The organism is Alloalcanivorax profundimaris (genome assembly GCF_015265435.1).
In the GTDB taxonomy this organism is placed as follows: Bacteria; Pseudomonadota; Gammaproteobacteria; order Pseudomonadales; family Alcanivoracaceae; genus Alloalcanivorax; species Alloalcanivorax profundimaris.
The window spans coordinates 29,115-55,145 of sequence record NZ_JABJWH010000005.1 but is presented as its reverse complement, the minus strand read 5'-3'; the positions used below and the strand labels follow the sequence as shown (position 1 = coordinate 55,145).

Here is a 26,031-nt window from a genome sequence, read left to right as displayed (position 1 = left end):
AAAGAGGCAAAAAATAGCATTTTCGCCGGGTTTGTTCAGCCGGCGTCGGTGGCCACGCGGTACAGCAGGGTGTCCTCGTAGCCACTGGTGATCGGCCACAGGCCGCACAGCGCCCGGTCCAGCTCCGGGTCGCCGGTGTCCACCACCAGGGGGCGACCTTGCAGGGTGCCGAGTTTGGTGCGGCTGGCCAGGATCTGGATGTTGGCCTTGCCGAGCCGGCGGATCACCGCCGGGCTGAACTGCTGGTTGCCACGCCCGAACAGGTGGCCCTGGCCGCCGATCACGGTAAGCAGGGCTCGGGCCGGTTGATCGCCGATGATGTCGAGGATTTGTTCGGCGCCCACGTCGGCGGCCACCACTTCCTGGTCGCGGATGATGTCCACGCCCAGCAGGGTGTTCGGCAGGCCGAGCTGTTCCATCACCGTGGCCACGGTGGAGCCGGAGCCCACCAGGTACCAGGTATCCGGTTCCAGGTTGTCGATCACCGAGGCGGCGATTTCGGTGACCACCAGATCCTCCACCTCTCGGCCGCCGCATTTCACCTGTTGCAGGTAGCGGCCTTCGGCGGGCACTTTCAATTCGCCGTAGTGGCGGGCGCGGACCTCACCGTGGCGAAAGGCATCCTCGTCAATGTCGCGGACCTCGGCGTCGTGCAGCGCCACCAGGCCACCGTGGACCAGGTCGGCCAGCAGCCGGCCGGCGGCGTCCGGGTTGATGGCATAGACCGCCGAATGCATCTTGCAGCCGGCGGGCACGCCCAGCACCGGGATGGCGTCGCCCACCGCGTCCACCAGGTCCCGGGCGGTGCCGTCGCCGCCGGCGAACAGCAGCAGTTGAGCGCCGGCGTCCAGCAGCGCGCGGGCCGCCTCGCGGCTGTGTTCGGGGCCGCTGGGGGATGGCGAGGCGCCGATCACTTCCGCCGCCAGGCCCGCTTCCCGGCAACTGTGCTCGCCCATGTCGCCACCCCAGGTGAGCACGCGCAGGTGGCCGGCGTCACCGGCCACCGCCTGCAGGGCGCGGGTCATGCGCGCCACCGCCATGGGCGTGGCGCCGCGCCGCAGGGCTTCCTCGCGGGTGGCTTCGCCGTCGCTGCCCTTGAGGCCCACGGCGCCGCCGATGCCGGCGAACGGGTTCACCAGAACACCAAGAATCAGAGCATTGCGCGACTCTGTCATAAAACGATCACACCTTTTTTCAACAATGACCGCGTCGGGGAAAACAGCGGAGAACCATCATGAACCGTCTTCAATATTCACAGGCCTCCAGCCGCCGGGAATTCAACGGCGCCGCCCTGGTCGACGAGCAGGGCCGGGAAATTCCCATCACCGAGGCGATGATCCTGCGCGCCTGCCGCGAGCTGGAGCAAGCCTGGCACTACCCTACTCCGGCGCGAAAAGCCGGCTGACCAGGGGTTTGAACGGCGCCGCCACGTCGCCCCGGTGGCGCCAGTAAAGCAGCTCATGCCGGGGCGGGTAGTTCTTGCGCAGGGTGTCGAAGGCGACGCCCGGGTCCGGCGCGCGCACCGCTTCACGCAGGCGTGCGTCGTCCTCGTGGAGCCGGTAGGCCCGGCGCAGCAAGGCCAGCAGGTCCGCTTCGTCGTGGACCGGCGCGTCCAGCTCCGCGTCCTCCGTTGGTGGCACCATCTCCGGCGCGCTCTCCCCGCGCCAGCGGCACCAGGCCTGGTGCAGCATGGCGGTGCCCCGCCATTTGCCTTCCACGCTGTAGCCCGCCACATGGGGTGAGCCGAGAAACACCCGGTCGAGCAGCGCCGGGTCCGGGCGCGGTTCATTTTCCCACACATCCAGCAGCGCCAGCGGCGCGTCTTCCTGTTCCAGGCGCGCGGCCAGAGCCCGGTTGTCGATCACCGGCCCCCGGCAGGTGCTGATCAGGGTCTGCTCCGGGCCCAGCCGGGCCAGGCGTTCGGCGTCGAGCAGATGGTGGGTGGCGTCGTCGCCGTCCCGGGTCAGCGGTACGTGCAGGCTGATCAGGTCCGCTTCCAGGGCGGCGTCGAGGGGGTCCAGGGGCACCGGGGCGCGGGCGCCGGCCCGGGCCAGGGGCGGGTCGCAGCCGATCACGGTGACGCCCAGGGCATTGAGCCAGTCCGCCAGGCGGCCGCCCACATTGCCCAGGCCGACGATGCCGACCCGGCTTTCGCGCAGGGAGCGGCCTTGCTTGTGGCAGGCCAGCAGCAGGGCCTGGAGCACGTATTCGACCACGGCGCGGGCGTTGCAGCCGGGGGCGTGGGCGAAGGCGATGCCCAGGTCGTCCAGGGCCTGGCGGTCTATGTGGTCGGTGCCGATGGTGGCGGAGCCGACGAAGCGCACCGGGGTGCCTTCCAGCAGGGCGCGGTCGACACGGGTGACGGAGCGGACCAGCAGGACCTCGGTGTCCTTCAGTTGGTCGCGGGTCAGGGTGCGGCCGTTGACGCGGGTGACCTGGCCCTGGGATTCGAAGGGGGTCAGGGCGGGCATGTTTTCGTCGGCGACGATGCGCATTGAGTCAGGACTCTCTGTTGGAGGTTACCGCCTAGCGGGGACGCTCACACCCTGCCCCGTTATTCACGGAGGAGGGAGAGGGCGGTGTCTTCGGTGGTTTGGGTGTAGGGGCCGCCGAAGAGGTTGTGGTGGTCAAGGAGCCTCTGAATACCGCCTTGCGTACTCAGGCTTACAGGCCGGCTCACAATCAAGGCGCCCTTTTGAAGGCAGGCTGGTTGCCTGTCGAAAAAGGGGAACGATGAGTGTGGGCCAGCCTGTAAGCCCCGCAGGGCGCGGCCTGAAGTGTACAGCCGCCGCGCCTTGCCTCTTGGAAAGGGCACCACCCTGTCCGTCGAGACAAGACACGACGGCTGTACACTTCAGGCCACGCTGAGTACGTAAGGCGGTATTCAGAGGCTCCTTAAGCAGATGATACAGGTTGTAAAGGCGGGTGCGGTGCTGAAAGTCGCGGTCGTGGGGATCCTGGCCGTAGGCGTGGTAGAGAGCGTCGGGGACGGCGCCGAACAGGCCGAGCATGGCCAGGTCGGTTTCGCCGTGGCCGTAATGGACCGCCGGGTCGTAAATCACCGGGGTGCCGTCGGCCAGGGCGGCCAGGTTGCCTTGCCAGAGGTCGCCGTGGACCAGGGCCGGGCGGATGTCCAGGCCGGCGAGCCAGTTCGGGACGCGGGCCATGACCGCTTCCACCGCCTGGACGGCGCGGGGCGGCAGGCCCCGGTCGCGGGCCTGGCGCAGTTGCGGGGCCAGGCGGCGTTCGACGAAGAAGTCCGCCCAGTGGTCGGTGGGGGTGTTGTCCTGGCGGTTGGCGCCGATCCAGTTGTCGCGGTGGTGGCCGAAGCGCTCGGCGGTGGTGTCGTGGAGCCGGCGCAGGTGGGCGCCCAGGGTTTCCCATTGGCGACCGCCCAGGGGGCGGGTGTCCAGCCATTCCAGGATCAGTGCCTGGCCGCCGGCCAGGGGACCGCGGTGGACCACCGCCGGCACGCGGATCGCCGGCGCCAGGTGGCGCAGCCCGTCCGCCTCCGCGTCCAGGGCGTCGCCGTCGGGGAGCCATTTGAGAAAGTAGCGCCGGTCACCGGCTTCCACCCGCCCGGTGACGCCGGTGGCGCCGCCGCCGGCGGCGTGCACCCGGCAGTGGCCGGCGGGGTGGGACCAGAGCGCGTCCAGTTCCTGTTCAGCACGTCGTGGGTCGAGCATGGCCACAGGGTACGCGCGCCGGTGGGCACCGTGCCAGCGGCATCGCTCACACGCCGCCCAGCGCCCGGCGACGGTATTCCCCCGGGGCGCAGCCCTTCCAGCGCTTGAAGGCGTGGTAGAAGTTGGCGGTGTCGGAAAAGCCCAGATAGAGGGCCAGATCCTGCATGTCGCAACCGGGCTCGCGCAGGCGGCGGCAGGCGTATTCCATGCGCACCTGGTCGCGCAGGCGGGCGAATTGCACGCCTTCGTCGCGCAGCCGCCGCTGCAGGGTGCGGGCGGTCATGTTGAGGTCCGCGGCCACCCGCTCCACGGTGAGCCCGCCCTGCCCCAGGCCACCGCGCAAGCGGTCGAGCACCTGGCCGGCGACGCCGCCGGCCCGGGACAGATCCAGCAGCAGCCGGCCGGCGGCGCCCTCCAGACGGGCGCGCCGGTGGGCGTTGGCGCCGGGCAGGGTCTGGCCGAGCAGCGCCGGGGAGAACTCGATGGCGTTGTTCGGTGCCGCGAAGCGCAGCGGGCATTGAAAGAAGGCGTCGTACTCGTCGCGCTGGTCCGGCGCCGGGCGGCGGAACAGCACCCGGTGCACCGGCATGCGCCCGCCCAGCAGCGAGCGCCCCACCGCCACCAGGCTGGCCAGCACCAGATCGTCGTGGGCCGGGTCCCGGGCGAAGCTCAGGCCCTCGCCGCCGGTGATCGCCAGGGTGCAGTGGTGCTCGCCACGCTCAAGCCGGAACGCCAGGTACGGCACCACCAGGTCCTTGTAGCGAAACAGCAGCGCCAGCGCCTGCTCCAGGGTGGTGGCGGCGGCCATCAGCCGGCCGAGCAGCTGCAGGCGGCGGTAGTCATGGCGGCGGCCGGCGCGCAATCCGAACAGGGGGTCGCCGGCGTCGCGGAAGACGGTGCCCAACAGCCGGTCGAGCTGATCCAGGGTCAGGTAGCGGTCGGCGCCGGGGTCCACGCCGGCGCGCTCGAACAGGGTCGCCGCGTCGAGCCGGCCACGCAGGGCGATCTCCAGCAGGCCCGGCAGGACCGACGCGGGCAGGTGCGTTCCCACCATCACGTTTCCTCGTTGATTATTATTCTTCCATGCCGTCGCGGACGGACCTTCATGGAACGATGACCAGGCCGCGCTCGCATTGACCGAAGGTTCCCCGGGGCGGTCCCGCCGGTCAAGGGCGGCGCCACCGTTTAGGTGGTGAGTGCCGGGAATGATGGGTACTCTTGGGGCCTCCGGAGAACGAGGACGTTATGCTGAAACGCTACTTCATCGACGAAGTGACCGACACCCGCGCCTCACCCCGCCAGGCCTTTTCCCTGTTCAGCCAGGTCGACGGCTGGGCCGACTGGTGTTCGGTGGTGCGCCACGCACGGCTGTTCGGCGGCCAGTGGCGGCGCGGCGCCAACCTGCTGTTCGTGGCCGACCTGCCGCGCCTGCCGCCGGCGCCGGTGGTGGTGCGCGTGCACGAGTACCGGGAAAACGAATGCATCGCCTGGGGGCTGGACCTGCCCATGGCGCGTCTGATCCACCGTTTCACCTTCATCGACGACGGCGACGGCGGCTGCCGGGTGCATCAGGAAGAGTGGTCCGAAGGGCTGCTGACCCTGCTCACCCTGCCCGCCGGGCGCCTCATTCACCGCTTCGATCAGCGTTTCGCCGCGGAATTCGCGGCCATGTTCTAAGGCCCGACCATGATGTCTCGACTGTTCCGCGTCTATTGCGCGGTGGTGCTGCGCAACCCGATTTTGTGGCTGCTGGTGGTGGCCCTGGTGTGCGGCGTGGCCGCCTGGCAGGCCCGCGATTTCAAGCTGGACGCCTCCGCCGAGTCCCTGACCCTGGAGAACGATCAGGCGCTGGAGTACTACCGCAAGATCGCCAAGCAGTATGGCGGCAGCGATTTCCTGGTGGTCACCTACACGCCCCGGGAAGGCGAACTGTTCAGCCGCGACACCCTGAAGAACCTGCAAAGCCTGCAGGGCGAGCTCAAGGGCCTGGACCGGGTCGCTTCGGTGTACAGCCTGCTGGACGTGCCGCTGCTGTTCAGCCCCAAGGTTGAATTCACCGATCTGTCCGACGGCTACCGCACGGTGCTCGACGACGGCGTGGACCTGGGCCTGGCCAAACAGGAGTTCACCGACACCAATCCGCTCTACGAGGATCTGCTGGTCAGCGACGACGGCCTCACCACCGCCATGCTGGTGACCTTCGAGCGCGATGAGCGTTACTTCGAGCTGCTCAACCGGCGCAACGCCTTGCGCGATCAGGAACGCCAGGACGCCCTGAGCGAATCCGAGGCGGCGGAACTGGAACGGGTGGACGCCGAATTCAGCGACTACAACAGCGCGGTGCAGGCGCGCACCGCCGAGGAGATCGAGGACATCCGCGGCATCATGGACGGTTACCGGGACCAGGCGCGCCTGGTGCTGGGCGGCGTGCCGATGATCGCCTCGGACATGATCCGCTTCATCCGCTCGGACCTGGAAATCTTCGGCCTGGGCGTGGTGGCGTTCCTGATCCTCACCCTGTTCCTGATTTTCCGGCGTCCGCGCTGGGTGGTGGTGCCGCTGCTGTGCTGCGGCGTCACCGTGCTCACCGTCACTGGCTGGCTGGGCTTCATGGACTGGAAGGTGACGGTGATCAGCAGCAACTATTTGTCGTTGCTTTTGATCATCACCATGTCCATCACCATCCATCTGACGGTGCGCTACCGGGAACTGCACGAGGAAAACCCGGACGCTACCCAGGGCTGGCTGCTGCGGGAAACCGCCGCCCACATGATGCGCCCCAGCGTCTACATGATCCTGACCACCATGGTGGGCTTCTCGTCCCTGGTGATCAGCGACATCCGCCCGGTGATCGACTTCGGCTGGATGATGACCCTGGGCCTGGGCGTGGCCCTGGTGACCTGCTTCCTGGTGTTCCCCAGCCTGCTGGGCCGGCTGGCGCCGGGCCAACCGCGCCAGGGCCGTGATCTGACGCGCCGGGTGACGCTGACCTTCGCCGGCTTCACCGAGCGCCATCGGGTGACCCTGCTGGTGGTGACCCTGGCGGGCCTGGCGGCGGCGCTGTGGGGCATGACCCGCCTGACGGTGGAAAACCGCTTCATCGATTACTTCCAGGAAGACACGGAGATCTACCAGGGCATGCTGCAGATCGACCGGAAGCTGGGCGGCACCACGCCCCTGGACATCGTCATCGACGCCCCGCCCCGGGAAAGCAAATCCACCGGCGCCACCGCGCCCGCCGAGGACGCGGACGGCTTCGACGCCGTCCAGGACGACCCGTTCGCCGGCGGCGCCGCCTCCCGTGAGGCATCCGGCGGCCAGTCCGCCGGCGACGATGGCTTCGGCGCGGTCCAGCAAGACCCGTTCGCCGCGGGCGGTAATGGCGGCGGCGACGACTTCGGCGGCGGCCAGGACCCGTTCGCCAGCGACGCGCCGGGCCCGACGGCGGACCAGGGGCCGGATCTGCAAGGCGCCTACTGGTACACGCCGCAACGGCTGGAACAAATCATCAGGATCGAGGATTACCTGCAGTCGCTGCCGGAAACCGGCAAGGTGCTGTCCATCGCCACCACCTACAAGGTGGCCAAGAAGATCAACGACGGCCCGCTCAGCTATGTGCAGCTGATGCTGCTGGCCAGCTTCATTCCCGATGATCTGCGCGGCCAGCTGGTGAGCCCCTATCTGTCCGACGACGGCCGGCAGATCCGCATCAGCATCCGGGTGGTGGATTCCTACCCGGGGCTGAACCGGGACGACCTGCTCAAGAAGATCAACGACGATCTGGTCAGCCAGTTCGATCTGCAACCCGAGCAGGTGCATTTGACCGGCGCCATGGTGCTCTACAACAACATGCTGCAGAGCCTGTTCGATTCGCAGATCAAGACCCTGGGCTATGTGTTCACGGCGATCCTGATCATGCTGCTGTTGCTGTTCCGGTCCCTGCCGGTGGCGCTGATCAGCATGGTGCCGAGCCTGGTGAGCGCGGCCACGGTGCTGGGGCTGATGGGCTGGATCGGGCTGCCGCTGGATCTGATGACCATCACCATCACGGCGATCACCATCGGCATCGCGGTGGACGACACCATTCACTATGTGCACCGCTTCCACGAGGAGTGGCCGGCGGACCGGGATTACGCGGCGGCCATGCGCCGCTGCCACGGCTCCATCGGCAAGGCGATGTACTACACCTCCCTGGTGATCATCGCCGGCTTCTCGATTCTGGCGTTTTCCAACTTCAACCCGACGGTGTACTTCGGGCTGCTGACCAGTCTGGCCATGCTGGTGGCGTTGCTGAGCAACCTGACGTTGCTGCCAGCGTTGCTGATCACGGTGCGGCCGAAGCTGCGCGCCGGCCAGACGGGTTGATGTTAGCTGGGCCGCCCCGGGGTGTGTCTCCCCTCCCGGGAACGTCGTGAATACATCCCTGTAGACTCCCGGTTTGACATCCTGTCAAACAGGGTCCCGGGAGGGGAGACACACCCCGGGGCTACGGGGAGACCGTCAACCGGCGCGGTCTTCTCGGTTGGAGGAGTCCGGGTCGACGGGGACGTGGGGAGAGTTGGGCACCGGATCGTGGTGGATGATCACCTCGGCGGCGGGATAGTGCTGGAGGATGTCGGCGCGGATGCGCTCGCCCAGTTCGTGGGCGTCCTTGAGCGGCAGGGTTTCGTCCATATCCACATGCAGCTGGATGAACTGGGTGCGCCCGGACTGGCGGGATCGCAGGTCGTGGAAGCCCAGGGCCTGGTCATGCTCGCCGACCACGGTGCCGATTACGTCGCGCACCTCGCCGGGCAGCTCCCGGTCCAGCAGCAGCTGCACCGATTCCCAGCCGATCTTCCAGGCCGACCAGAGAATGTAGAGGGCGATCACCAGCCCCACCAGGCCGTCGGCGGCGTCGAAGCCCAGGCCGCTGATCACCAGCGCCAGGATGATGCCGGCGTTAACCGCCAGATCCGAGAGATAGTGCAGCGAGTCCGCGTCGATGGCGGTGGAGCCGGTGCGCCGCACCACGTATTTCTGCACCACCAGCAGCAGCGCGGTGAGCGCGATGGAAAACACCATCACGCCGACCCCCAGGCCGGTGGCTTCGATGGGCTCCGGATTGAGCAGCTTGAACACCGCTTCCTGGAGCAGATAGAGCGCCGAGCCGGCGATCAGCACGGACTGGCCAAGGCCGGCCAGGGCCTCCGCCTTGCCGTGGCCGAAGCGGTGTTCGTCGTCCGCCGGCACCAGGGAATAGCGGATGGCGGCGAAGTTCACCAGGGACGCCAGTGAATCCATGATCGAGTCGATCAGCGATGCCAGCAGGCTCACCGAACCGGTCATGGTCCAGGCCACGCTTTTCACCGCGATCAGGATCAGGGCGGTGGCCACCGAGGCGCTGGCGGCCAGGGTCAGCAGCCGGCGGGCCTGATGATCGTCGAGGGTGTCGGGCATGGATCAGGATTTCCTTGGCAACAGAGTGAGCGGGTCCACCGGCTGGCCGTCCTTGCGGATCTCGAAATGCAGCTGGGTGTTCAGGGTGCCGCTGGCGCCCATGGTGGCGATTTCCTCGCCGGCGTCCACCGCGTCGCCCTCCTTCACCAGCAGCTTCTTGTTGTGGGCGTAGGCGCTCAGCCAGCGGTCGTTGTGCTTGATGATCAGCAGGTTGCCGTAGCCGGTGAGGCCGCTGCCCCGGTACACCACCCGGCCGCCGGCGGCGGCCCGCACCGGGCTGCCTTCGCGACCACCGATGGCGATGCCACGGCGGCCGCCGGCGGCGGTGGAATAACGCTCCAGCAGCTTACCGTCCGCCGGCCATTGCCAGGGCACCGGGCCGGTACTGGCCGGGCTGCTGCTCTTGGGCGGCGGCGGGGTCGGGCTGCTGGCGGCGGAGGAGGACGAGGACGAAGACCGGGACGAGGAAGACGACGCCCCCGAGGAGGACGAGGACGCGGTGCGCCGCTCCGGCGTGGTCTCCCGCGCCGAGGCGCCGCCGAAGGAGATCACCTGGCCGGGATAAATGGTATAGGGCGCGCCGATGCCGTTGGTGCGCGCCAGGGCGCGGTAATCCCAACCGTAGCGCCAGGCGATGGAATACAGGGTCTCGCCGCGTTGCACCCGGTGGCTGCCGGAGGTGACCTTGGTGCCCTGTTCCTGGCGCTGGTAGATGTCCACCACCGGCGGCGGGTTCCGTACCGCGCAGCCGCACAGGATCATCGACACCAGTATGGGAAGCCAAACACGCAAAAGGTTACTCGTCCGTTGCCGTCGCTTCATTATGCACGGGCGCGGCGAAGGAAAGTAGCCAGACCAGGGCCAGCCCCACCGCCATCATCAGCAGCGCCAGGCCCAGCTGGCTGCCGCCGTCCACGGCGCGGGCGTAGTCCGCCGGCCACAGCCAGCGCTCGCTGACGCCCTGGTCCAGGGGCAGCCGCCAGGGCCACAGCTTGACCAGGGAGCCGGCCATGAAGCCGCCCAGCAGCGCCATGACGGTGTCGTGGTAACGGTGCAGCAGCCATTTGAGCAAGCGCACGAAGGCCAGCAGACCGCCGGCGCAGCCGGCCATGAAACTGATCAGCAGGGGCCAGTCGCCCCGCTCCACCGCCGCCAGCACGGACGGATAAAGCCCCAGTAATAAAAGGATAAAACTGCCGGAGATGCCGGGCAGGATCATGGCGCAGATGGCCACGGCACCGCCCAGGAAGAACACCAGCGGCGACACGCCCAGGGCGGTGAGCCCCGGCGCCAGGGCGATGGCCACCGCCGACCCGGTGCCGGCGGCGAACGCCAGCCACTGGGGCGGCCCGCGCTGGCGCAGCGGCGCCAGCACCAGCGCGATGCTGGCCAGGATCAGCCCGCAGAAGAATGCCCACACCGGCACCGGATGGTGTTCCAACAGCCAGGTGAGCAGCCGCGCCAGCAGCGCGATGCTGGTGAGAATCCCCGCCAGCAAAGTGAAAAGGAAGGTAAAATTGCCGGCCCGCCAGAATGCCACGAACCCCTCGCGGCGCCAGACACCCAGCAAACGGGGGCCGATGCCGCCCAGGGTGTCGATCAATTCCTCGTAGATGCCGGTGATCAGCGCCAGGGTGCCGCCGGACACGCCGGGCACCACGTCCGCCGCGCCCATGGCCAGGCCACGCAGGTAGACGCCCGGACGCCAGGCGGGCCGCGTCATTGCACGCCCCGCTGGAAGGGCACGAAGCGCACCGCGTCCAGTGTGCGGGTGCGGATCTCGTCCCCCTGGCGGTCCACCACGGTGAGGTGCTGGGTGCGGTCGCCCACCGGCATCACCAGACGGCCGCCGTCGGCGAGCTGGTCGAGCAGCTCCTGGGGGATATCCGGGCGCGCGCAGGCCACCAGGATGCCGTTGAAGGGGCCGGCGGCCTTCCAGCCGAAGCCGCCGTCGGCGTGCTTGAGCTGGACCCGCGCCAAGCCCAAGCTGATCAGCCGCTGGCGCGCCTGTTCCTGCAGCGGACGGATGCGTTCCACCGAGTACACCTGCTGACACAGGCCGGCCAGCACCGCAGTCTGATAGCCGCAACCGGTGCCGATCTCCAGCACCTTGTCGGGAACGCCGTCGCTGATCAGCAGCTCGGTCATGCGCGCCACCACCCAGGGCTGGGAGATGGTCTGGCCATGGCCGATGGGCAAGGCGGTGTCGTCGTAGGCCTGGTGGGCCAGGGCCTCGTCGATGAACATATGCCGGGGGGTGGTGCGGATCACCTCCAGCACCCGTTCATCCTCGATGCCGGCTTCCCGCAGGCGGTTGATGAGCCGCTCCCGGGTTCGCGCCGATGTCATGCCGATGCCACGCAATTCCGTATCCATGTCCGTTGGTGGATCCCCCATCCAGTTCCCGTGCGATTCCGGCCCCCGCCGGCGTTCTCTTCGTTGGTTCGGTATTCAGGGTGCCCGGGTGGTCAATACTTCCGCCAGCACGGCGGTGGCGAAGGCCCCGGTGGGCAGCCGGAAGGCCAGTTCCAGGGTATCGCCGGCGCACTGCCACTCGAGGGCGGTCACCGGCAACCGGGTGGCGCGACGCTCGGCGTCCAGGCCCAGTTCCGCCAGGGCCTCCACCAGGGGGGCGTGCCCGGCCAGAACGGCCTCTTCCAGTTGCCGGCAAGCGCCCGATGATGCCATGCCCGTGCGTCCCGGCAAAGGGGCGGTGGGATGCACGGTGCCGGCGCGCACCCGCTCGCCGGCGTCGCGGTCGTCGTCGGCGACGAACAGGCCACGGCTGCCGTCCGGCTGCAGCAGGTCGCCGTCCAGCACCCGGTGCCAGACGTCCCGGCGCACCCGTTCGGCGAGCACCGCGTTGAACAGACCCGAGCGCACCCCGGACAACCAAAAATTACGCAGCGGCCGCTTGCGCGGCGCCTCGCCGCCCAGCAGCCAGGCGCGGCCCCGGGTCCAGTTGGCGCCGTCGCGGCCGAAGCGCTGCTCGCCGAAGTAGTTGGGTACCCCTTCGGCGGCGATCCGTTCCAGCCGCGACGTCAGCGCGTCCGGATCCGCCGCCAGTTCCCGCAATCTCAGGCGGAAGGCATTGCCCCGGTGAGTGCCGCGATTGAGCTTGCGCCGGTGGCGCGCGGCGCGCAGCGGGCGCAGCCCCGCCGGCCAGTGGAAGTCCGGGTCCGGCTTGCCGGGCAGGTGCAGGCTGAACCACTGGCGGGTCACCGCGCGGCGGTCCTTGAGGCCGCTGTAACCCACCGAGAGGCGGTGCAGCCCGGCGGCCTTGGCCAGCCACAGGGCCACGTCCTCGGTGTTCCAGTCGGTCTTCTCGATCTCCAGCCAAAGGTGCTCGCCCTCCCCTTCCGGCTCCACCGTCATGATCTCGTCGACCTGGAAATCCGCCGGCTCGGCGCGCAGCACCGCCTCCCCCACCGGCCCGCCGTGGGCATGGGGGGTGGCCGGCGGCCGCTCGCCGGGGTCGTTCAGAGCATCGCTCGGCGCCTCGCTCACGGGCGCCGCTCCAGCAGCGCCGAGGCCTGCACGGCGATGCCCTCGCCCCGGCCGGTGAAGCCCAGTCGCTCGGTGGTGGTGGCCTTCACCGACACCCGGTCCAGGGCGCAGTCCAGCAGACCGGCGATGCGCTCGCGCATGGCGGCGATGTGCGGCGCCAGCTTGGGCGCTTGGCAGATCACCGTCAGATCCACGTTGCCCACCCGCCAGCCGGCGCCGGTGATGTCCGCCATCACCCGGGTCAGCAGCCGGCCGGAATCGGCGCCCTTCCATTGCGGGTCGTTGTCCGGGAAATAGTGGCCGATGTCGCCCAGGGCCAGGGCGCCCAACAAGGCGTCGGTGAGGGCGTGCAGGGCCACGTCGCCATCGGAATGGGCCTTAAGGCCACGCTCATGGGCGATGCGCACGCCACCCAGCATCACATGGTCGCCGTCCTCGGCGAAGGCGTGCACGTCGAAACCGTTGCCAATACGAATGGCAGCCGGGTTTACCATGCCAGCCCCTCCTCTTCCTGGGTGCCCAGATAGAACCGCGCCAGGGCCAGGTCCTCGGGCAGGGTGATTTTGATGTTGTCGGCGCGGCCTTCCACCAGCGCCGGGTGCCGGCCGGTGGCTTCCAGGGCGGACGCCTCGTCGGTGATCGCGTCCAGGTCGCCGCCCAGGGCGTCGTGCAGGGCGCGGGCCGCGAACAGCTGCGGCGTCAGCGCCCGCCAGATGTGGCGGCGGTCCAGGGTGGCGGCGATGCGGTCGTCGCCGTCGGCGCGCTTGATGGTGTCGGTGACCCGGCGCGCCAGGATGGCGCCGTCCTCGCCGCAGCCGTCCACCAGGGCCTGGATGTCGGACAGGCGCACCAGGGGCCGCGCCATGTCGTGGACCATGACCCAGGCGTCCGGGTCCCGGGCCAGCACCGCCGCCACCCCGGCGCGCACCGAGGCGGCGCGGCTGGCGCCGCCGGTGACGGTTTGCACGCGGCGGTGGCGGGCCACGTCCAGCTCCGGCCACCAGGGGTCACCGGCGGCCACCGCCACCACCACCCGGCGTAGCGGCGCGAACGCCAGCAGCCGGGTCAGGGTGTGCTCGGCCACGGTGCGGCCTTCCAGGGTCAGGTATTGCTTGGGCAGGGCGGCGCCCATGCGCGCGCCGACGCCGGCGGCGGGCACCACCGCGTAAAGGGGCCGTGGTTTACTGGGAGTCACTGGCGGGTTCCACGATCAGAAAAAAGGTTTCGCCGTCGCGGATCATGCCCAGATCCTTGCGGGCGATTTCCTCCACCGCCTCGGTGCCTTCCTTCAGGTCGCGCACGTCGGCGGCCATCAGACGGTTGCGCTCGGCCAGCTCGGCATTCTGCTCGCTCAACGACGCCACCTGCTTTTCCAGGGTGGCGACGTGGCGCAGGCTGCCTTCGCCGAACCAGAGGCGCCCCTGCAGGCCCAGCAGCAGCAGGGCCAGCACGGCCAGTATCACCTGACGGACCGGGGACAGCTTCATCCGCCCTCCCCGGTCCGCGGCCGGCCCGTCACCGTGGGGCTAGCCCAGGAACCGGAATTCTTTACGGCCGTTGTAAGCGGCACGCCCCAGTTCCTCCTCGATGCGGATCAGGCGGTTGTACTTGGCCACCCGGTCGGAGCGGCACAGGGAACCGGTCTTGATCTGGCCGGCGGCGGTGGCCACCGCCAGGTCGGCGATGGTGGTGTCGGCGGTCTCGCCGCTGCGGTGGGAAATCACCGCGGTGTAGCCGGCGTCCTTGGCCATCTTGATGGCGTCCAGGGTCTCGGACAGGGAGCCGATCTGGTTGAACTTGATGAGGATGGAGTTGGCGATGTGCTCGTCGATGCCGCGCTTGAGGATCTTGGTGTTGGTGACGAACAGGTCGTCGCCCACCAGCTGGACCTTGTCACCGAGCTTCTCGGTGAGGGTTTTCCAGCCGTCCCAGTCGGACTCGTCCATGCCGTCCTCGATGGAAATGATCGGGTAACGGTCGCACAGCTCGGCCAGATAGTCGGCGAAGCCGGCGGCGTCCATGCTGCGGTTCTCGCCGGCCAGCACGTACTGGCCGTCCTTGTAGAACTCGCTGGAGGCGCAGTCCAGGGCCAGGGTGATGTCCTCGCCGGCCTTGTAGCCCGCCTTGTCGATGGCTTCCATGATCGCTTCCAGGGCCGCCTCGTTGCTAGGCAGGTCCGGGGCGAAGCCGCCCTCGTCACCGACGGCGGTGTTCAGGCCGCGGGCCTTGAGCACGCCCTTCAGGGCGTGGAACACCTCGGCGCCGTAGCGGATCGCCTCGGCCACGGTGGGAGCGCCCACCGGCTGGATCATGAATTCCTGGATGTCCACGTTGTTATCGGCGTGCTCGCCGCCGTTGATGATGTTCATCATCGGCACCGGCAGGGAGTACTCGTTGTCGTCGTCCTGCAGGTCGGAGATGTATTCGTAGAGCGGCTTTTCCTGGGCCTGGGCTTCCGCCTTGGCCGCCGCCAGGGACACCGCCAGGATGGCGTTGGCGCCCAGGTTGCCCTTGTTGTCGGTGCCGTCGGCGTCGATCATCGCCTGGTCCAGCGCCCGCTGGTCGGCGGCGTCGCGGCCCACCAGCAGCTCGCGGATTTCGGAATTGACGTTGCCCACGGCGCGGGTGACGCCCTTGCCCAGGTAGCGGGCCTTGTCGCCGTCACGCAGCTCCAGCGCTTCCCGGGAGCCGGTGGAGGCACCGCTGGGCGCGCAGGCGCTGGCGGTATGGCCGGATTCCAGGGTCACATCGGCTTCGATGGTGGGGTTGCCGCGGGAATCGAGAATCTCGCGGGCCTTGACGTCAACAATCTTGGACATGGGAGACGGTCTCCAGAAACGGGGTCGATAATCAGTGGTTGTCGAAGGCGGGCAGCGCCTTCACGGTATTATCCAGGGTCCGCATCTGCTCCAGGAATGGCTGCAGGCGGTCCAGGCGCAGGGCGCAGGGGCCATCGCACTTGGCGTTGTCCGGGTCCGGATGGGCTTCCAGGAACAGGCCGGCGATGCCCTGGCTGATGCCGGCGCGGGCCAGCTCGCCCACCTGCTGGCGGCGGCCGCCGGCGGAATCGGCGCGCCCGCCGGGCATCTGCAGGGCGTGGGTCACGTCGAAGAACAGCGGGTAGCCGAACTGCTTCATGATGCCGAAGCCGAGCATGTCCACCACCAGGTTGTTGTAGCCGAAGCAGGAACCGCGCTCACAGAGAATCAGCTTGTCGTTCCCGGCTTCCTCGCACTTGTGCAGGATGTGCTTCATTTCCTGGGGGGCGACGAACTGGGGCTTCTTGATGTTGATGATGGCGCCGGTTCTGGCCATCGCCACCACCAGGTCGGTCTGCCGCGCCAGGAAGGCGGGCAGCTGGATGATGTCCGCCACCTCGGCCACCGGCGCCGCCTGGTAGGGCTCGTGCACGTCGGTGATGATCGGGCAGTCGTAGGTGTCCTTGATCTCCTGGAAGATCTTCAGGCCCTCGTCCAGGCCCGGCCCGCGAAACGAGTGCAGCGACGAACGGTTGGCCTTGTCGAAGCTGGCCTTGAACACCCAGGGGATGTCCAGGGCGGTGGTGGCTTCGGCGTAGGCCTCCGCCACGCGCATGGCCAGGTCCCGGGATTCCAGCACGTTCATGCCGCCGAACAGGGCCATGGGCTGGTCGTTGCCGAAGCTCAGATCGCCGAGCCGCAGGGTGATGGGGTCCGTCATCGTCGCTGTCCTTACTCGTTGCCGGCGGCCTGGTGAGCCGCCAGGGCCGCTTCCACGTAGCCCTTGAACAGGCCGTGGCCGTCACGGGGCGTGGAGGTGAATTCCGGGTGGAACTGGCAGGCCACGAACCACGGATGGTCGGCTACCTCGATCACTTCCACCAACTCGCCGTCCTGGGAGCGGCCGGCGATGCGCAGGCCCGCTTCTTCCAGCTGCGGCAGGAAATTGTTGTTCACCTCGTAGCGGTGACGGTGGCGCTCGATGATATGGGTCTGCCCATAGCAGTGCGCCGCCAGGGTGTTCTCGGCGAGCACGCACTCCTGGCCGCCCAGGCGCATGGTACCACCCAGGTCGGACTCTTCCGAGCGCAGCTCCTTGGCGCCGTCCTCCCGGGTCCATTCGGTGATCAGCGCCACCACCGGGCTGGCGGTGCCGGGCTTGAGCTCCGTGGAGTGGGCGTCGGTGATGCCGGCCACGTCCCGGGCGTACTCGATCACCGCCAGTTGCATGCCCAGGCAGATGCCCAGGTACGGCACCTTGTTCTCGCGGGCGTAGCGGATCGCCGCGATCTTGCCCTCGGTGCCCCGGTCGCCGAAGCCGCCGGGCACCAGGATGGCGTCCACCTTGGCCAGCTCGCCGGTGCCGTCACGCTCGATGTCCTCGGCGTCGATGTAGCGGATGTTGATGCGCGCCCGGGTGGCGATGCCGGCGTGCATCAGCGCCTCGTTGAGGGACTTGTAGGCGTCCGCCAGGTCGATGTACTTGCCCACCATGCCGATGGTGACCTCGTGCTCCGGATTGAGCTGGGCTTCCACCACCCGGTCCCATTCACTCAGGTCCGGCGCCGGCAGGTCGAGCTGGAATTTCTCCACCACGAACTGATCCATGCCCTGCTCGTGGAGCACGCGCGGCACCTGGTAGATGGTCTGGCAGTCCGGCGCGGTGACCACCGCCCGGGCCTCCACGTTGGTGAACAGGGCGATCTTCTCGCGGGCGCCCTGGGGAATCGGGTGATCGGCGCGGCACACCAGCATGTCCGGCTGCAGGCCGATGGAGCGCAGCTCCTTCACCGAGTGCTGGGTGGGCTTGGTCTTGATCTCGCCGGCGGAGGCGATGAACGGCACCAGGGTCAGGTGCACCAGCAGCGAGCGGCTGGAGCCCAGCTCCACGCGCATTTGCCGCACCGCTTCCAGGAACGGCAGGGATTCGATGTCGCCGGCGGTGCCGCCGATCTCGACGATCGCCACGTCGGCGTCGCCGGCGCCCTCCTGGATCTTGAGCTTGATCTCGTCGGTGATGTGCGGAATCACCTGCACGGTGGCGCCCAGGTACTCACCCCGGCGCTCCTTGTCGAGCACGTCCTGGTAGACGCGGCCGGTGGTGAAGCTGTTGCGGCGGCTCAGCCGGGTACGAATGAAGCGCTCGTAATGGCCCAGGTCCAGATCGGTCTCGGCGCCATCCTCGGTGACGAACACCTCGCCGTGCTGGTACGGGCTCATGGTGCCCGGATCCACGTTGATGTAGGGATCCATTTTGATCAGCGTGACCCTGAGGCCACGGGCTTCCAGCAAGGAAGCGAGGGACGCCGAGGTAATGCCCTTGCCCAGGGACGACACCACCCCACCGGTGACGAAAATAAAACGTGCCATGCACCCACCAGATATGTCATGGATTGAACGCGCTCACCGCGCGGCCCGAACACACTCGCGATCCAAAAAAATACCCTTGCCCGCCGGAGTGGGCAAAGGTTCTCTGTTCTGGACACGTTGAAACGGGCTATCGACGGCTGGAAACCCCGCGATATCAGGGGTTTGCGCGACGTCAGGATGGGAAGAAATAGTAACAGAAGGGCCCCGGCCAGGGAACCGGAATGATGGTCTTGAGGTGTAAAAGGTGCGCCGAAGCGAGGGAGGATGGCGTGGTGCGGTGCTCCGCTTCAGTCGCGATCAGAGACCAACCGCAGGCACCAGGCCTCCAACACCTGCTCCCGCCAGACGTCGTCCACCCCCACGCCGGGCACGCAGCGCAGGGTGTCGCCCTCGTAGACCAGCGGCCACTGCGCGCGCCGCCAGGGTGGCACGCCGGCGGCGCGCCACAGTTCCGAGACCCGCTGGTGGCAGCCGTTGCGGAGCAGCCGTTCACCGCCGCTGGCGGGCACCAGGCGCAGGGCGCCGGCATCCCGGGGCCGCCGGACCAGCGGCGCGCCGGGGCCGCTTAAGGGGGCCGCCGGGGACCCGGCGTCCGGGCCCGGCGTCAGGCACCAGGCGCCTACCGCCACCGGCGCCCTCCCCGGCGGCCAGGCGAGCTCCTCCGCCAATGGCGCCAGGCCATCGCGGCCCAGCAGATACAGCTGGCCGGCGAAGCGGCGCAGTTGCCAGCCGCCCCACTCCACCCGGGCGGCGCGGTCCGCCGGCGCCGCCAACAGCGCCTCGATCTGCGCCAGCAACGCCTGGCTGGGCGCGCCGGCGCCGGCCTCCAACAGCCACCAGCGCAGCAGGTTGCGGCGCCGGGGGCCACTGAGTTCCAGCGCCGTCAGGGGCAGCCGGTCCGGCGCCGCGCCCAGGGCGGCGGCGTCCTCGGCGGCGCGCTCATCGAGCAGGCCGGCGGCCTCCGCCTGATGATCGGCGGCCCGGGCCAGGGTCGCCAGGGCGCCCGGCCAGCGGGCCACGAGCGCCGGCAGCACGGTGCCGCGCAGGTAGTTGCGATCCAGGCTCCGGTCCGCGTTGCTGGGATCCTCCAGCCAGGGCCAGCCGCCCTGCTCCGCCAGCGCCCGGAGCCGCGCCCGGGGCACCGCCAGCAGCGGCCGCCACAGGGGCGTGTCCCGCCAGTGGCCCCATTCACGGATCGCCGCCAGGCCGGCCACGCCGGCGCCACGCAGCAACCGCAGCAGCAGGGTCTCGGCCTGGTCATCCCGGTGGTGGGCGGTGATCAGGGTGGCGGCCCCGGCGCGGGCGGCCAGGGCCCGGTAGCGGGCGTGCCGGGCGCCGGCTTCCAGGCCGGCGGCCCGGTCCACGGTCACGGTTTCGTTCACGAACGCCAGGCCCAGGCCCCGGGTCACCGCCCGGCAGTGGGCCGCCCAGGCGGCGCTGTCCGGGTGCAGCCCGTGGTCCACGTGCATGACGGTAAGGCGCCCGCCAAGGCCGGCGCGCGCCAGAAGATGAAGCAGGACGGTGGAATCCAGCCCGCCGCTGAACGCCAGCCACAGGGGCCCGGGCGGGGCCCGCCGGGCCAGGTCGGCGCTCAGTTCGTCCAGGGAAGGAGCGGAGCGGGACGCCATGGCCGCGCCCCGGTCAGTCGTCGGCGGGTTCGGTGGCCACGTTGCCGTAGCTCATCAGCCGCTGGTAGCGGCGCTCCACCAGTTCCTCCACCGGCAGCTCGCCGAGGGCGGCGAGCCGCTCGGCCAGGGCCCGGCGGATGCTGTCGGCGGCCTGGTCGTAATCCCGGTGGGCGCCGCCCAGGGGCTCCTTGATCACCTGGTCGACGATGCCCAGCTCGTGCAGCCGGCCGGCGCCCACGCCCATGGCCTCGGCGGCCTCCGGGGCCTTGTCGGCGCTGCGCCACAGGATCGAGGCGCAGCCTTCCGGGGAGATCACCGAGTAGGTGGAATATTCCAGCATCTGCAGATGGTCGCAGACGCCGATGGCCAGGGCACCGCCGGAGCCGCCCTCGCCGATCACGGTGGCCACGATCGGCACCTTGAGCTGGGACATGACCCGCAGGTTGCGGGCAATGGCCTCGGACTGGCCGCGCTCTTCCGCGTCGATGCCCGGGAAAGCACCGGGGGTATCGATGAAGGTGAGGATCGGCATCTTGAAGCGTTCCGCCATTTCCATCAGGCGCAGGGCCTTGCGGTAACCCTCCGGCTTGGGCATGCCGAAGTTGCGGCGCACCTTGTCCTTCACCTCGCGGCCCTTCTGGTGGCCGATCACCATCACCGGCCGGTCGTCCAGGCGGGTGACGCCGCCGACGATGGCGGGATCGTCGGCGAAGGAACGATCACCGTGCAGCTCATCGAACTCGCCGAACAGGCGCTGCACATAGTCCAGCGTGTAGGGACGCTTGGGGTGGCGCGCCAACTGCGAGATCTGCCAGGCGGTCAGGTTGCCGAAGATGTTCTCGGTGAGGGCGATGCTTTTTTCCTGCAGCTTGGCGATCTCCTCGGAGATGTTGACCTCGCTGCCACTGCCCACCAACCGGAGTTCCTCGATTTTCGCTTCCAGATCGGCGATGGGTTGTTCAAATTCGAGGAAATTCGGATTCATGTGCTACCCCTTTCTACGGTGCCGGTAAGTGTAGCCGCAAGGGCCGGACAGCGTCGAGGGACCGGTTTCCCTCTTAGGTTGCAAGTTGTTACCGGATCAATATTCCAAGGTCACGGCCTTGTCGCCATAACGCCCGCGCAGGTCATCCACCAGGGACTCGTGGGGAATCACCCGCCAGTCGTCGCCCAGGAACAGGGCCGCGTCCGCTTCCCGGTGGCGCAGATCCAGCAGCACCGCCAGGCCGCCGCCCTGGCCGTTGGCCCGGTACGGCGCCAGGGTCCGGTCCAGGATGTCCGGCAGGTTGTCCTCCACGGGCACCTTGACGCGCAGCCGCCGGCCGAAGGTCTCCCGGGCCTGGCGCATGTCCATGACCTCGTCGGCCACCAGGTTGAAGCCACCGGTGTAATCATCCATGCGCACGCCGCCGCGCACCACCAGCAGGGCGTCCTTCTGCACCCGCTCGCCGTACTGGGCGAAGGTCTTGCCGAACACCGACACCTCCACCCGGCCGGTCTTGTCGTCCAGGGTGACGAACGCCATGCGCTCGCCGCTGCGCTTGCTGCGCGTGATGCGCAACGCCACCACCAGGCCGGCGACGGTGGCGGCCTCGCCCTTGCCGGTGGGCTGCAGGGCATTGAGGCGGCTGGTGACGAACTGGCGCACCTCGGTTTCGAACTGGTCGATGGGGTGGCCGGTAAGAAACAGCCCCAGGGTGTCGCGCTCGCCGTTGAGGCGGATATCGTCGTTCCAGTCCCGGGCCGGTTTCCAGGCCACGGCGGTGCTCGGCGCATGGTCGTCGCCCCCACCACCGAACAGATCCATCATGCCGGCTTCCTGGTTGCGGGCGTCCTGCTCGGCGGCGGCGATGGCGTCCGGCAGCGTGGCCAGGAGCACGGCGCGGTCGCTGAAGTGGCCGTCGGGGCCCAGCTTGTCCAGGGCGCCGGCGCGCACCAGGGCTTCCAGGGAGCGCTTGTTGATCTTCTTCAGATCGATGCGGCGGCAGAAATCGAACAGGTCCTCGAACGCCTGCTCTTCTCCCCGGGCGCTGACGATGGCGTCGATGGGGCCCTCGCCGAGGCCCTTGATGGCGCCCAGGCCGTAGACGATGTCGCCGTCCGGGTTCACCGTGAAGCGGTAGCCGCAGGAGTTCACGTCCGGCGGCAACACGCGCAGGCCCATGCTCTTGGCCTCGTCGATGAAGGTCACCACCTTGTCGGTGTTCTGCATATCCGCGGAGATCACCGCGGCCATGAATTCCGCCGGGTAATGGGCCTTGAGCCAGGCGGTCTGGTAGGCGACCAGGGCGTAGGCGGCGGAGTGCGATTTGTTGAAGCCGTAGCCGGCGAATTTTTCCACCAGGTCGAAGATCTTCATCGCCAGATCCGGGTCGATGCCCTTGTCCTTGGCGCCGGACTGGAATATCTCGCGCTGCTTGGCCATCTCCTCGGGCTTCTTCTTGCCCATGGCGCGGCGCAGCATGTCCGCGCCGCCCAGGGTGTAGCCGGCCAGCACCTGGGCGATCTGCATCACCTGCTCCTGGTACAGGATCACGCCGTAGGTGGGCTTGAGGATCGGCTCCAGCCATTCGTGCTGGTATTGCGGATCCGGGTAGGACACCGGCTCGCGGCCGTGCTTCCGGTTGATGAAGTTGTCCACCATGCCCGATTCCAGCGGGCCCGGCCGGTACAGCGCCACCAATGCGATGATGTCCTCGAAGACGTCGGGCTTGAGCTTCTTGATCAGCTCCTTCATGCCCTGGCTTTCCAGCTGGAACACGGCGGTGGTGTCGCCCTTCTTGAGCAGGTCGAAGCTGGGCTTGTCGTCCAGGGGGATGCGCTCGATTTCCAGCGGCCCCTCGCCGCCCCGTTCGCGGCGCACGTTGGCGGCCTTCACCGCCCAGTCGATGATGGTCAGCGTTTTCAGGCCCAGGAAGTCGAACTTCACCAGGCCGGCGGCTTCCACGTCGTCCTTGTCGTACTGGGTGACCAGGTTGTCGCCGTTCTCATCACAGTGCAGCGGCGCGAAATCGGTGAGCTTGCCCGGGGCGATCACCACGCCGCCGGCGTGCTTGCCCACGTTGCGGGTCAGGCCCTCGAGCTTGAAGCCCATCTCCATGATCTCGTTGACCGCTTCCTTGTCCGGGTTGCCGTCGTCCTCGAGAAATTCGCGCAGGTTGTCTTCCTGCTCCAGGGCCTTGGCCAGGGTCATGCCCGGGGTGCCCGGGATCATTTTGGAGAGGCGGTCGGCCATGCCGTAGGGCTTGCCCTGCACCCGCGCCACGTCGCGCACCACCGCCTTGGCGGCCATGGTGCCGAAGGTGATGATCTGGCTCACCGCGTCGCGGCCGTATTTGTCGGCCACGTAGTTGATCACCCGGTCGCGCTTCTCCATGCAGAAGTCCACGTCGAAGTCGGGCATGGATACCCGTTCCGGGTTGAGGAAGCGTTCGAACAGCAGGTCGTATTCAATCGGGTCCAGGTCGGTGATGCCCAGGGCGTAGGCCACCAGGGAGCCGGCGCCGGAGCCCCGGCCCGGGCCCACCGGCACCTGGTTGTCCTTGGCCCACTGGATGAAGTCCGCCACGATCAGGAAGTAGCCGGGGAAACCCATCTGGTTGATGATCCCCAACTCCATTTTCAGGCGCTCGTAGTAGACGCCCCGGCGTTCCTCGTAGTCCGCCGCCGCCGGGTCGAGGATGCGGCCCAGGCGGGTTTCCAGCCCCTCCTCCGAGACCTGCTCCAGGTATCGGTCGATGGTCAGTCCCTCGGGGATCGGGAATTCCGGCAGGAAGTTCTCGCCCAAGCGGATGTCCAGGGTGCAGCGGCGGGCGATCTCGACGCTGTTTTCCAGGGCCTCGGGCAGGTCGGAGAACAGCTCCGCCATTTCCTCGGCGCTCTTCAGGTACTGCTCCTCGGAGTACTTGCGCGGCCGGCGCGGGTCGTCCAGGGCGTTGCCGTCGTGGATGCAGACGCGGGCCTCGTGGGCCTCGAAGTCCTCGCGGCGCACGAAGCGCACGTCGTTGGTGGCCACCACCGGCAGCCCCAGGTCGGCGGCCAGGGCGACGCTGGCGTGCAGGCAGTCCTCGTCCCCGGGGCGTTCGGTGCGCTGCACTTCCAGGTAAAAGCGGTCGCCGAACACGTCCTGGTATTCGCGGGCGCGCTGGCGGGCGGCGTCGGTCTTGCCGGACAGCAACAACCGGCCCACGTCGCCGACCCGGGCGCCGGACAGCAGGATCAGACCTTCGTTGAGCTCCATCAGCCATTCGCGCCGGATCATGGCCCGGTCGCGGTGCTGGTTGTGCTGCCAGGCGCGGCTGATCAGCAGGGTCAGATTGAGATAGCCGGTTTCGTTCTGTACCAGGCAGCACAGGTAGTGGGGCTCGTCCTCCGGGTCGTCGGCCTGCAGCCACAGGTCAGCGCCCATGATCGGCTTGAGGCCGGCGCCCATGGCGCCGGAGTAGAACTTGATCAGCGCGAACAGGTTGTTCTCGTCGGTGACCGCCACCGCCGGCATGCGCTGGTCGACGCTGGCCTTGATCAGTTCCTTGACGCGGGCCACGCCGTCCACCAGGGAATAGTCGGTGTGCACGCGCAAATGGACGAAACGGGGTTCAGTCACGGCCGGACTCCTGTGATTCAAGGCCTTGTGATTCGAAGAATACCGCCACCGGGGCGAAGGACCGGCGGTGCTCGGCGAGGGGCCCGTGCTCGCGCAGCGCGGACAGATGGGCCGCCGTCGGGTAGCCCTTGTGGCGGTCGAAGCCGTACAGCGGGTAGCGCCGGTGCAGGGCCACCATTTCCGCGTCGCGGGCCACCTTGGCGAGGATCGAGGCGGCGGCGATCGCCGGCACCCGGCCGTCGCCCTTGACCACCGGTTCGGCGGGACAGGCGAACACCGGGCTCCGATTACCGTCCACCAGCACCGCGTCCACGTCAATAGCCAGGGCTTCCACCGCCCGCACCATGGCCAGATGGGTGGCGTGGTAGATGTTCAAACGGTCGATCTCGTCGGGCTCGGCGCGGCCCAGGGCCCAGCCCAGGGCGCGCTCGCGGATGGCCGTGGCGAGTCGTTCCCGGCGCGCCGGGGTGAGCTTCTTGGAATCCGCCAGGCCGTCGATGGGCCGGGCCGGGTCCAGCACCACGGCGGCGGTGACCACGGCGCCCACCAGGGGGCCGCGCCCCACTTCGTCGACGCCGGCCAGCCGCATGCCGGCGCGCCAGGCGAAGGCGCTGGGGTAAAACGGCTCCGGCAGGTCGTACTCGGCGAAGGGCCCGGTCATCGGCCGCCCTCCCCGATCACCTCGGCCACCGCCTCGGCGGCCTTCTCGCTGGCGCCACCGCGCAGTTGTTCGTGGACGCGGGTGAAGTCGTCCTTGAGGCGGGCGACGCCGTCCGGGTCGTCCAGCCAGCCGGCCACGGCGTCCGCCAGGGCCTCGCCGCTAAGGGCCTTCTGCACCAGCTCCGGCACCAGGGGCTTGCGGCACAGCAAATTGGGCAACGCCACATAGTCGCTTTTCACCAGCCGCGACAGGATGGCGTGGCTGATCGCCCCCAGCCGATAGCCCACCACCATGGGCTTCTTGAGCAGCAGCCCTTCCAGGGTGGCGGTGCCGGAGGCCATCATCACCACGTCGGCGGCGGCCATCACGGCGCGGCCCTGGCCATCCACCACCGTTACCGGCAGCGGGGTATCGGCCAGGGCGGCGTCGATCTGGGCCCGGCGGGCGGCGTTGGCGGCGGGGATCACGAAGCGCAGATCCGGGTAACGGTGGTGCAGGCGCGTCATGGCGTCGGTGAAATCGGGCATCAGTTGCCCCACTTCACCGCCCCGGCTGCCGGGCAGCACCGCCAGGACCCGGCCCTCGCCGTCCAGGCCCAGGCCGGCCCGGGCGCCGGCGGTGTCCACGGTGAGCTCGATCATGTCCGCCAGCGGGTGACCGACGAAGGTCACCGGCACCTGGTGCTCCTCGTAGAAGCGCGCCTCGAACGGAAACAGGGTGAGCATGCGATCCACGTCCCGGCGAATGCCCTTCACCCGGCCCTGGCGCCAGGCCCACACCGAGGGGCTCACGTAGTGCACCGTCTTGAGGCCGGCGGCGTGGGCGCGCTTGGCCACGCCCAGGGTGAAGTCCGGGGAATCGATGGTGATCACCACCGCCGGGCGGCGCGCCAGCAGATCGTCCACCAGTTGCCGGCGCAGGCGGAACAGCTCCGGCAGATGGCCGATCACCTCGGTGAGGCCCATCACGGAGAGCTTTTCCATGGGAAACAGGCTGTGCTGACCGGCGGCGGCCATGCGCTCGCCGCCCACGCCGATAAAGCGCGCGTCCGGCCAGCGCCGGCGCAGCGCCTCGATCAGGCCGGCGCCGAGCAAATCGCCGGAGGTTTCTCCGGCGATCAGCGCGATCAGGGGGGCGTCGGTGGCATCCATGGCGGATA

Annotated in this window: 23 protein-coding genes; 3 read left to right on the top strand and 20 right to left on the bottom strand. The window is 68.7% G+C overall.

Annotation, left to right across the window (positions count from 1 at the left end):
* Positions 1–35: 35 nt before the first annotated feature.
* A complete protein-coding gene (locus HMJ39_RS01705) occupies positions 36–1,175 on the bottom strand; it encodes an ATP-NAD kinase family protein (RefSeq protein WP_194296040.1) in 1,140 nt (379 codons plus the stop codon).
* Between the two features lie 59 nt (positions 1,176–1,234).
* Between HMJ39_RS01705 and HMJ39_RS01700 the strand changes: the two genes are divergently transcribed.
* Complete coding sequence (locus HMJ39_RS01700; protein WP_194296039.1) at positions 1,235–1,405, top strand: PA1571 family protein; 171 nt, start codon at positions 1,235–1,237, stop codon at positions 1,403–1,405.
* Here the strand turns inward: HMJ39_RS01700 and HMJ39_RS01695 are convergent.
* The 3 genes from HMJ39_RS01695 to HMJ39_RS01685 form a co-directional block, all read right to left on the bottom strand.
* Positions 1,380–2,495, bottom strand: a complete 1,116-nt coding sequence (locus HMJ39_RS01695; protein ID WP_194296038.1) for a 4-phosphoerythronate dehydrogenase — start codon at positions 2,493–2,495, stop codon at positions 1,380–1,382. The two genes, HMJ39_RS01700 and HMJ39_RS01695, sit on opposite strands and share 26 nt — an antisense overlap.
* Before the next feature lie 132 nt (positions 2,496–2,627).
* On the bottom strand, positions 2,628–3,686 hold the full coding sequence (locus HMJ39_RS01690; RefSeq protein WP_194296037.1) for a fructosamine kinase family protein: 1,059 nt from the start codon (positions 3,684–3,686) through the stop codon (positions 2,628–2,630).
* Positions 3,687–3,732: 46 nt separating this feature from the next.
* Positions 3,733–4,740 (bottom strand): AraC family transcriptional regulator, encoded by a 1,008-nt coding sequence (locus HMJ39_RS01685; RefSeq protein WP_194296036.1) that lies wholly within the window; start codon positions 4,738–4,740, stop codon positions 3,733–3,735.
* A 191-nt stretch (positions 4,741–4,931) separates the two neighbouring features.
* Here HMJ39_RS01685 and HMJ39_RS01680 point away from each other — a divergent pair, with 191 nt between their 5' ends.
* Complete coding sequence (locus tag HMJ39_RS01680; RefSeq protein ID WP_161383737.1) at positions 4,932–5,363, top strand: SRPBCC family protein; 432 nt, start codon at positions 4,932–4,934, stop codon at positions 5,361–5,363.
* 9 nt (positions 5,364–5,372) lie between these two features.
* Positions 5,373–8,051 carry an efflux RND transporter permease subunit gene (locus HMJ39_RS01675; RefSeq protein WP_194296035.1) on the top strand — a complete coding sequence of 893 codons (2,679 nt, stop codon included), beginning with the start codon at positions 5,373–5,375 and terminating at the stop codon, positions 8,049–8,051.
* Positions 8,052–8,186: 135 nt separating this feature from the next.
* Here the strand turns inward: HMJ39_RS01675 and HMJ39_RS01670 are convergent, their stop codons facing one another.
* The 16 genes from HMJ39_RS01670 to lpxB all read right to left on the bottom strand — a co-directional run bounded on the left by HMJ39_RS01670 (position 8,187) and on the right by lpxB (position 26,023).
* Positions 8,187–9,125, bottom strand: coding sequence for a cation diffusion facilitator family transporter (locus HMJ39_RS01670; protein ID WP_194296034.1), 939 nt, complete (start codon positions 9,123–9,125; stop codon positions 8,187–8,189).
* 3 nt (positions 9,126–9,128) lie between these two features.
* Entirely contained in the window at positions 9,129–9,917 is a 789-nt protein-coding gene (locus HMJ39_RS01665; protein ID WP_228462100.1) for a peptidoglycan DD-metalloendopeptidase family protein, read from the bottom strand.
* A 4-nt stretch (positions 9,918–9,921) separates the two neighbouring features.
* Positions 9,922–10,848 (bottom strand): DUF368 domain-containing protein, encoded by a 927-nt coding sequence (locus tag HMJ39_RS01660; protein ID WP_194296033.1) that lies wholly within the window; start codon positions 10,846–10,848, stop codon positions 9,922–9,924.
* A complete protein-coding gene (locus tag HMJ39_RS01655; RefSeq protein WP_161383732.1) occupies positions 10,845–11,501 on the bottom strand; it encodes a protein-L-isoaspartate(D-aspartate) O-methyltransferase in 657 nt (218 codons plus the stop codon). The genes HMJ39_RS01660 and HMJ39_RS01655 overlap by 4 nt, the downstream gene beginning before the upstream one ends.
* Positions 11,502–11,576: 75 nt before the next feature.
* Positions 11,577–12,632 (bottom strand): tRNA pseudouridine(13) synthase TruD, encoded by a 1,056-nt coding sequence (gene truD / locus HMJ39_RS01650; RefSeq protein WP_256245840.1) that lies wholly within the window; start codon positions 12,630–12,632, stop codon positions 11,577–11,579.
* A complete protein-coding gene (gene ispF / locus HMJ39_RS01645; RefSeq protein WP_161383731.1) occupies positions 12,629–13,126 on the bottom strand; it encodes a 2-C-methyl-D-erythritol 2,4-cyclodiphosphate synthase in 498 nt (165 codons plus the stop codon). The genes truD and ispF overlap by 4 nt, the downstream gene beginning before the upstream one ends.
* Complete coding sequence (gene ispD / locus HMJ39_RS01640) at positions 13,120–13,827, bottom strand: 2-C-methyl-D-erythritol 4-phosphate cytidylyltransferase (RefSeq protein WP_194296032.1); 708 nt, start codon at positions 13,825–13,827, stop codon at positions 13,120–13,122. The genes ispF and ispD overlap by 7 nt, the downstream gene beginning before the upstream one ends.
* Complete coding sequence (locus HMJ39_RS01635) at positions 13,814–14,119, bottom strand: FtsB family cell division protein (protein WP_161383729.1); 306 nt, start codon at positions 14,117–14,119, stop codon at positions 13,814–13,816. The genes ispD and HMJ39_RS01635 overlap by 14 nt, the downstream gene beginning before the upstream one ends.
* Positions 14,120–14,158: 39 nt before the next feature.
* Complete coding sequence (gene eno / locus HMJ39_RS01630; protein ID WP_161383728.1) at positions 14,159–15,451, bottom strand: phosphopyruvate hydratase; 1,293 nt, start codon at positions 15,449–15,451, stop codon at positions 14,159–14,161.
* A 31-nt stretch (positions 15,452–15,482) separates the two neighbouring features.
* Positions 15,483–16,331, bottom strand: a complete 849-nt coding sequence (gene kdsA / locus HMJ39_RS01625) for a 3-deoxy-8-phosphooctulonate synthase (RefSeq protein WP_161383727.1) — start codon at positions 16,329–16,331, stop codon at positions 15,483–15,485.
* An 11-nt stretch (positions 16,332–16,342) separates the two neighbouring features.
* Complete coding sequence (locus HMJ39_RS01620; protein WP_194296031.1) at positions 16,343–17,980, bottom strand: CTP synthase; 1,638 nt, start codon at positions 17,978–17,980, stop codon at positions 16,343–16,345.
* A gap of 287 nt (positions 17,981–18,267) precedes the next feature.
* Positions 18,268–19,608, bottom strand: a complete 1,341-nt coding sequence (gene tilS, locus HMJ39_RS01615; protein WP_194296030.1) for a tRNA lysidine(34) synthetase TilS — start codon at positions 19,606–19,608, stop codon at positions 18,268–18,270.
* 13 nt (positions 19,609–19,621) lie between these two features.
* Entirely contained in the window at positions 19,622–20,593 is a 972-nt protein-coding gene (gene accA / locus HMJ39_RS01610; RefSeq protein WP_161383724.1) for an acetyl-CoA carboxylase carboxyl transferase subunit alpha, read from the bottom strand.
* A gap of 96 nt (positions 20,594–20,689) precedes the next feature.
* Complete coding sequence (gene dnaE, locus HMJ39_RS01605) at positions 20,690–24,211, bottom strand: DNA polymerase III subunit alpha (RefSeq protein ID WP_194296029.1); 3,522 nt, start codon at positions 24,209–24,211, stop codon at positions 20,690–20,692.
* The gene (rnhB, locus tag HMJ39_RS01600; protein ID WP_161383722.1) at positions 24,204–24,872 is read right to left on the bottom strand and encodes a ribonuclease HII; all 669 of its coding nucleotides are present in this window, start codon (positions 24,870–24,872) and stop codon (positions 24,204–24,206) included. Before rnhB ends, dnaE begins: the two co-directional genes overlap by 8 nt.
* Positions 24,869–26,023 (bottom strand): lipid-A-disaccharide synthase, encoded by a 1,155-nt coding sequence (lpxB, locus tag HMJ39_RS01595; protein ID WP_194296028.1) that lies wholly within the window; start codon positions 26,021–26,023, stop codon positions 24,869–24,871. The genes rnhB and lpxB overlap by 4 nt, the downstream gene beginning before the upstream one ends.
* Positions 26,024–26,031: the final 8 nt, after the last annotated feature.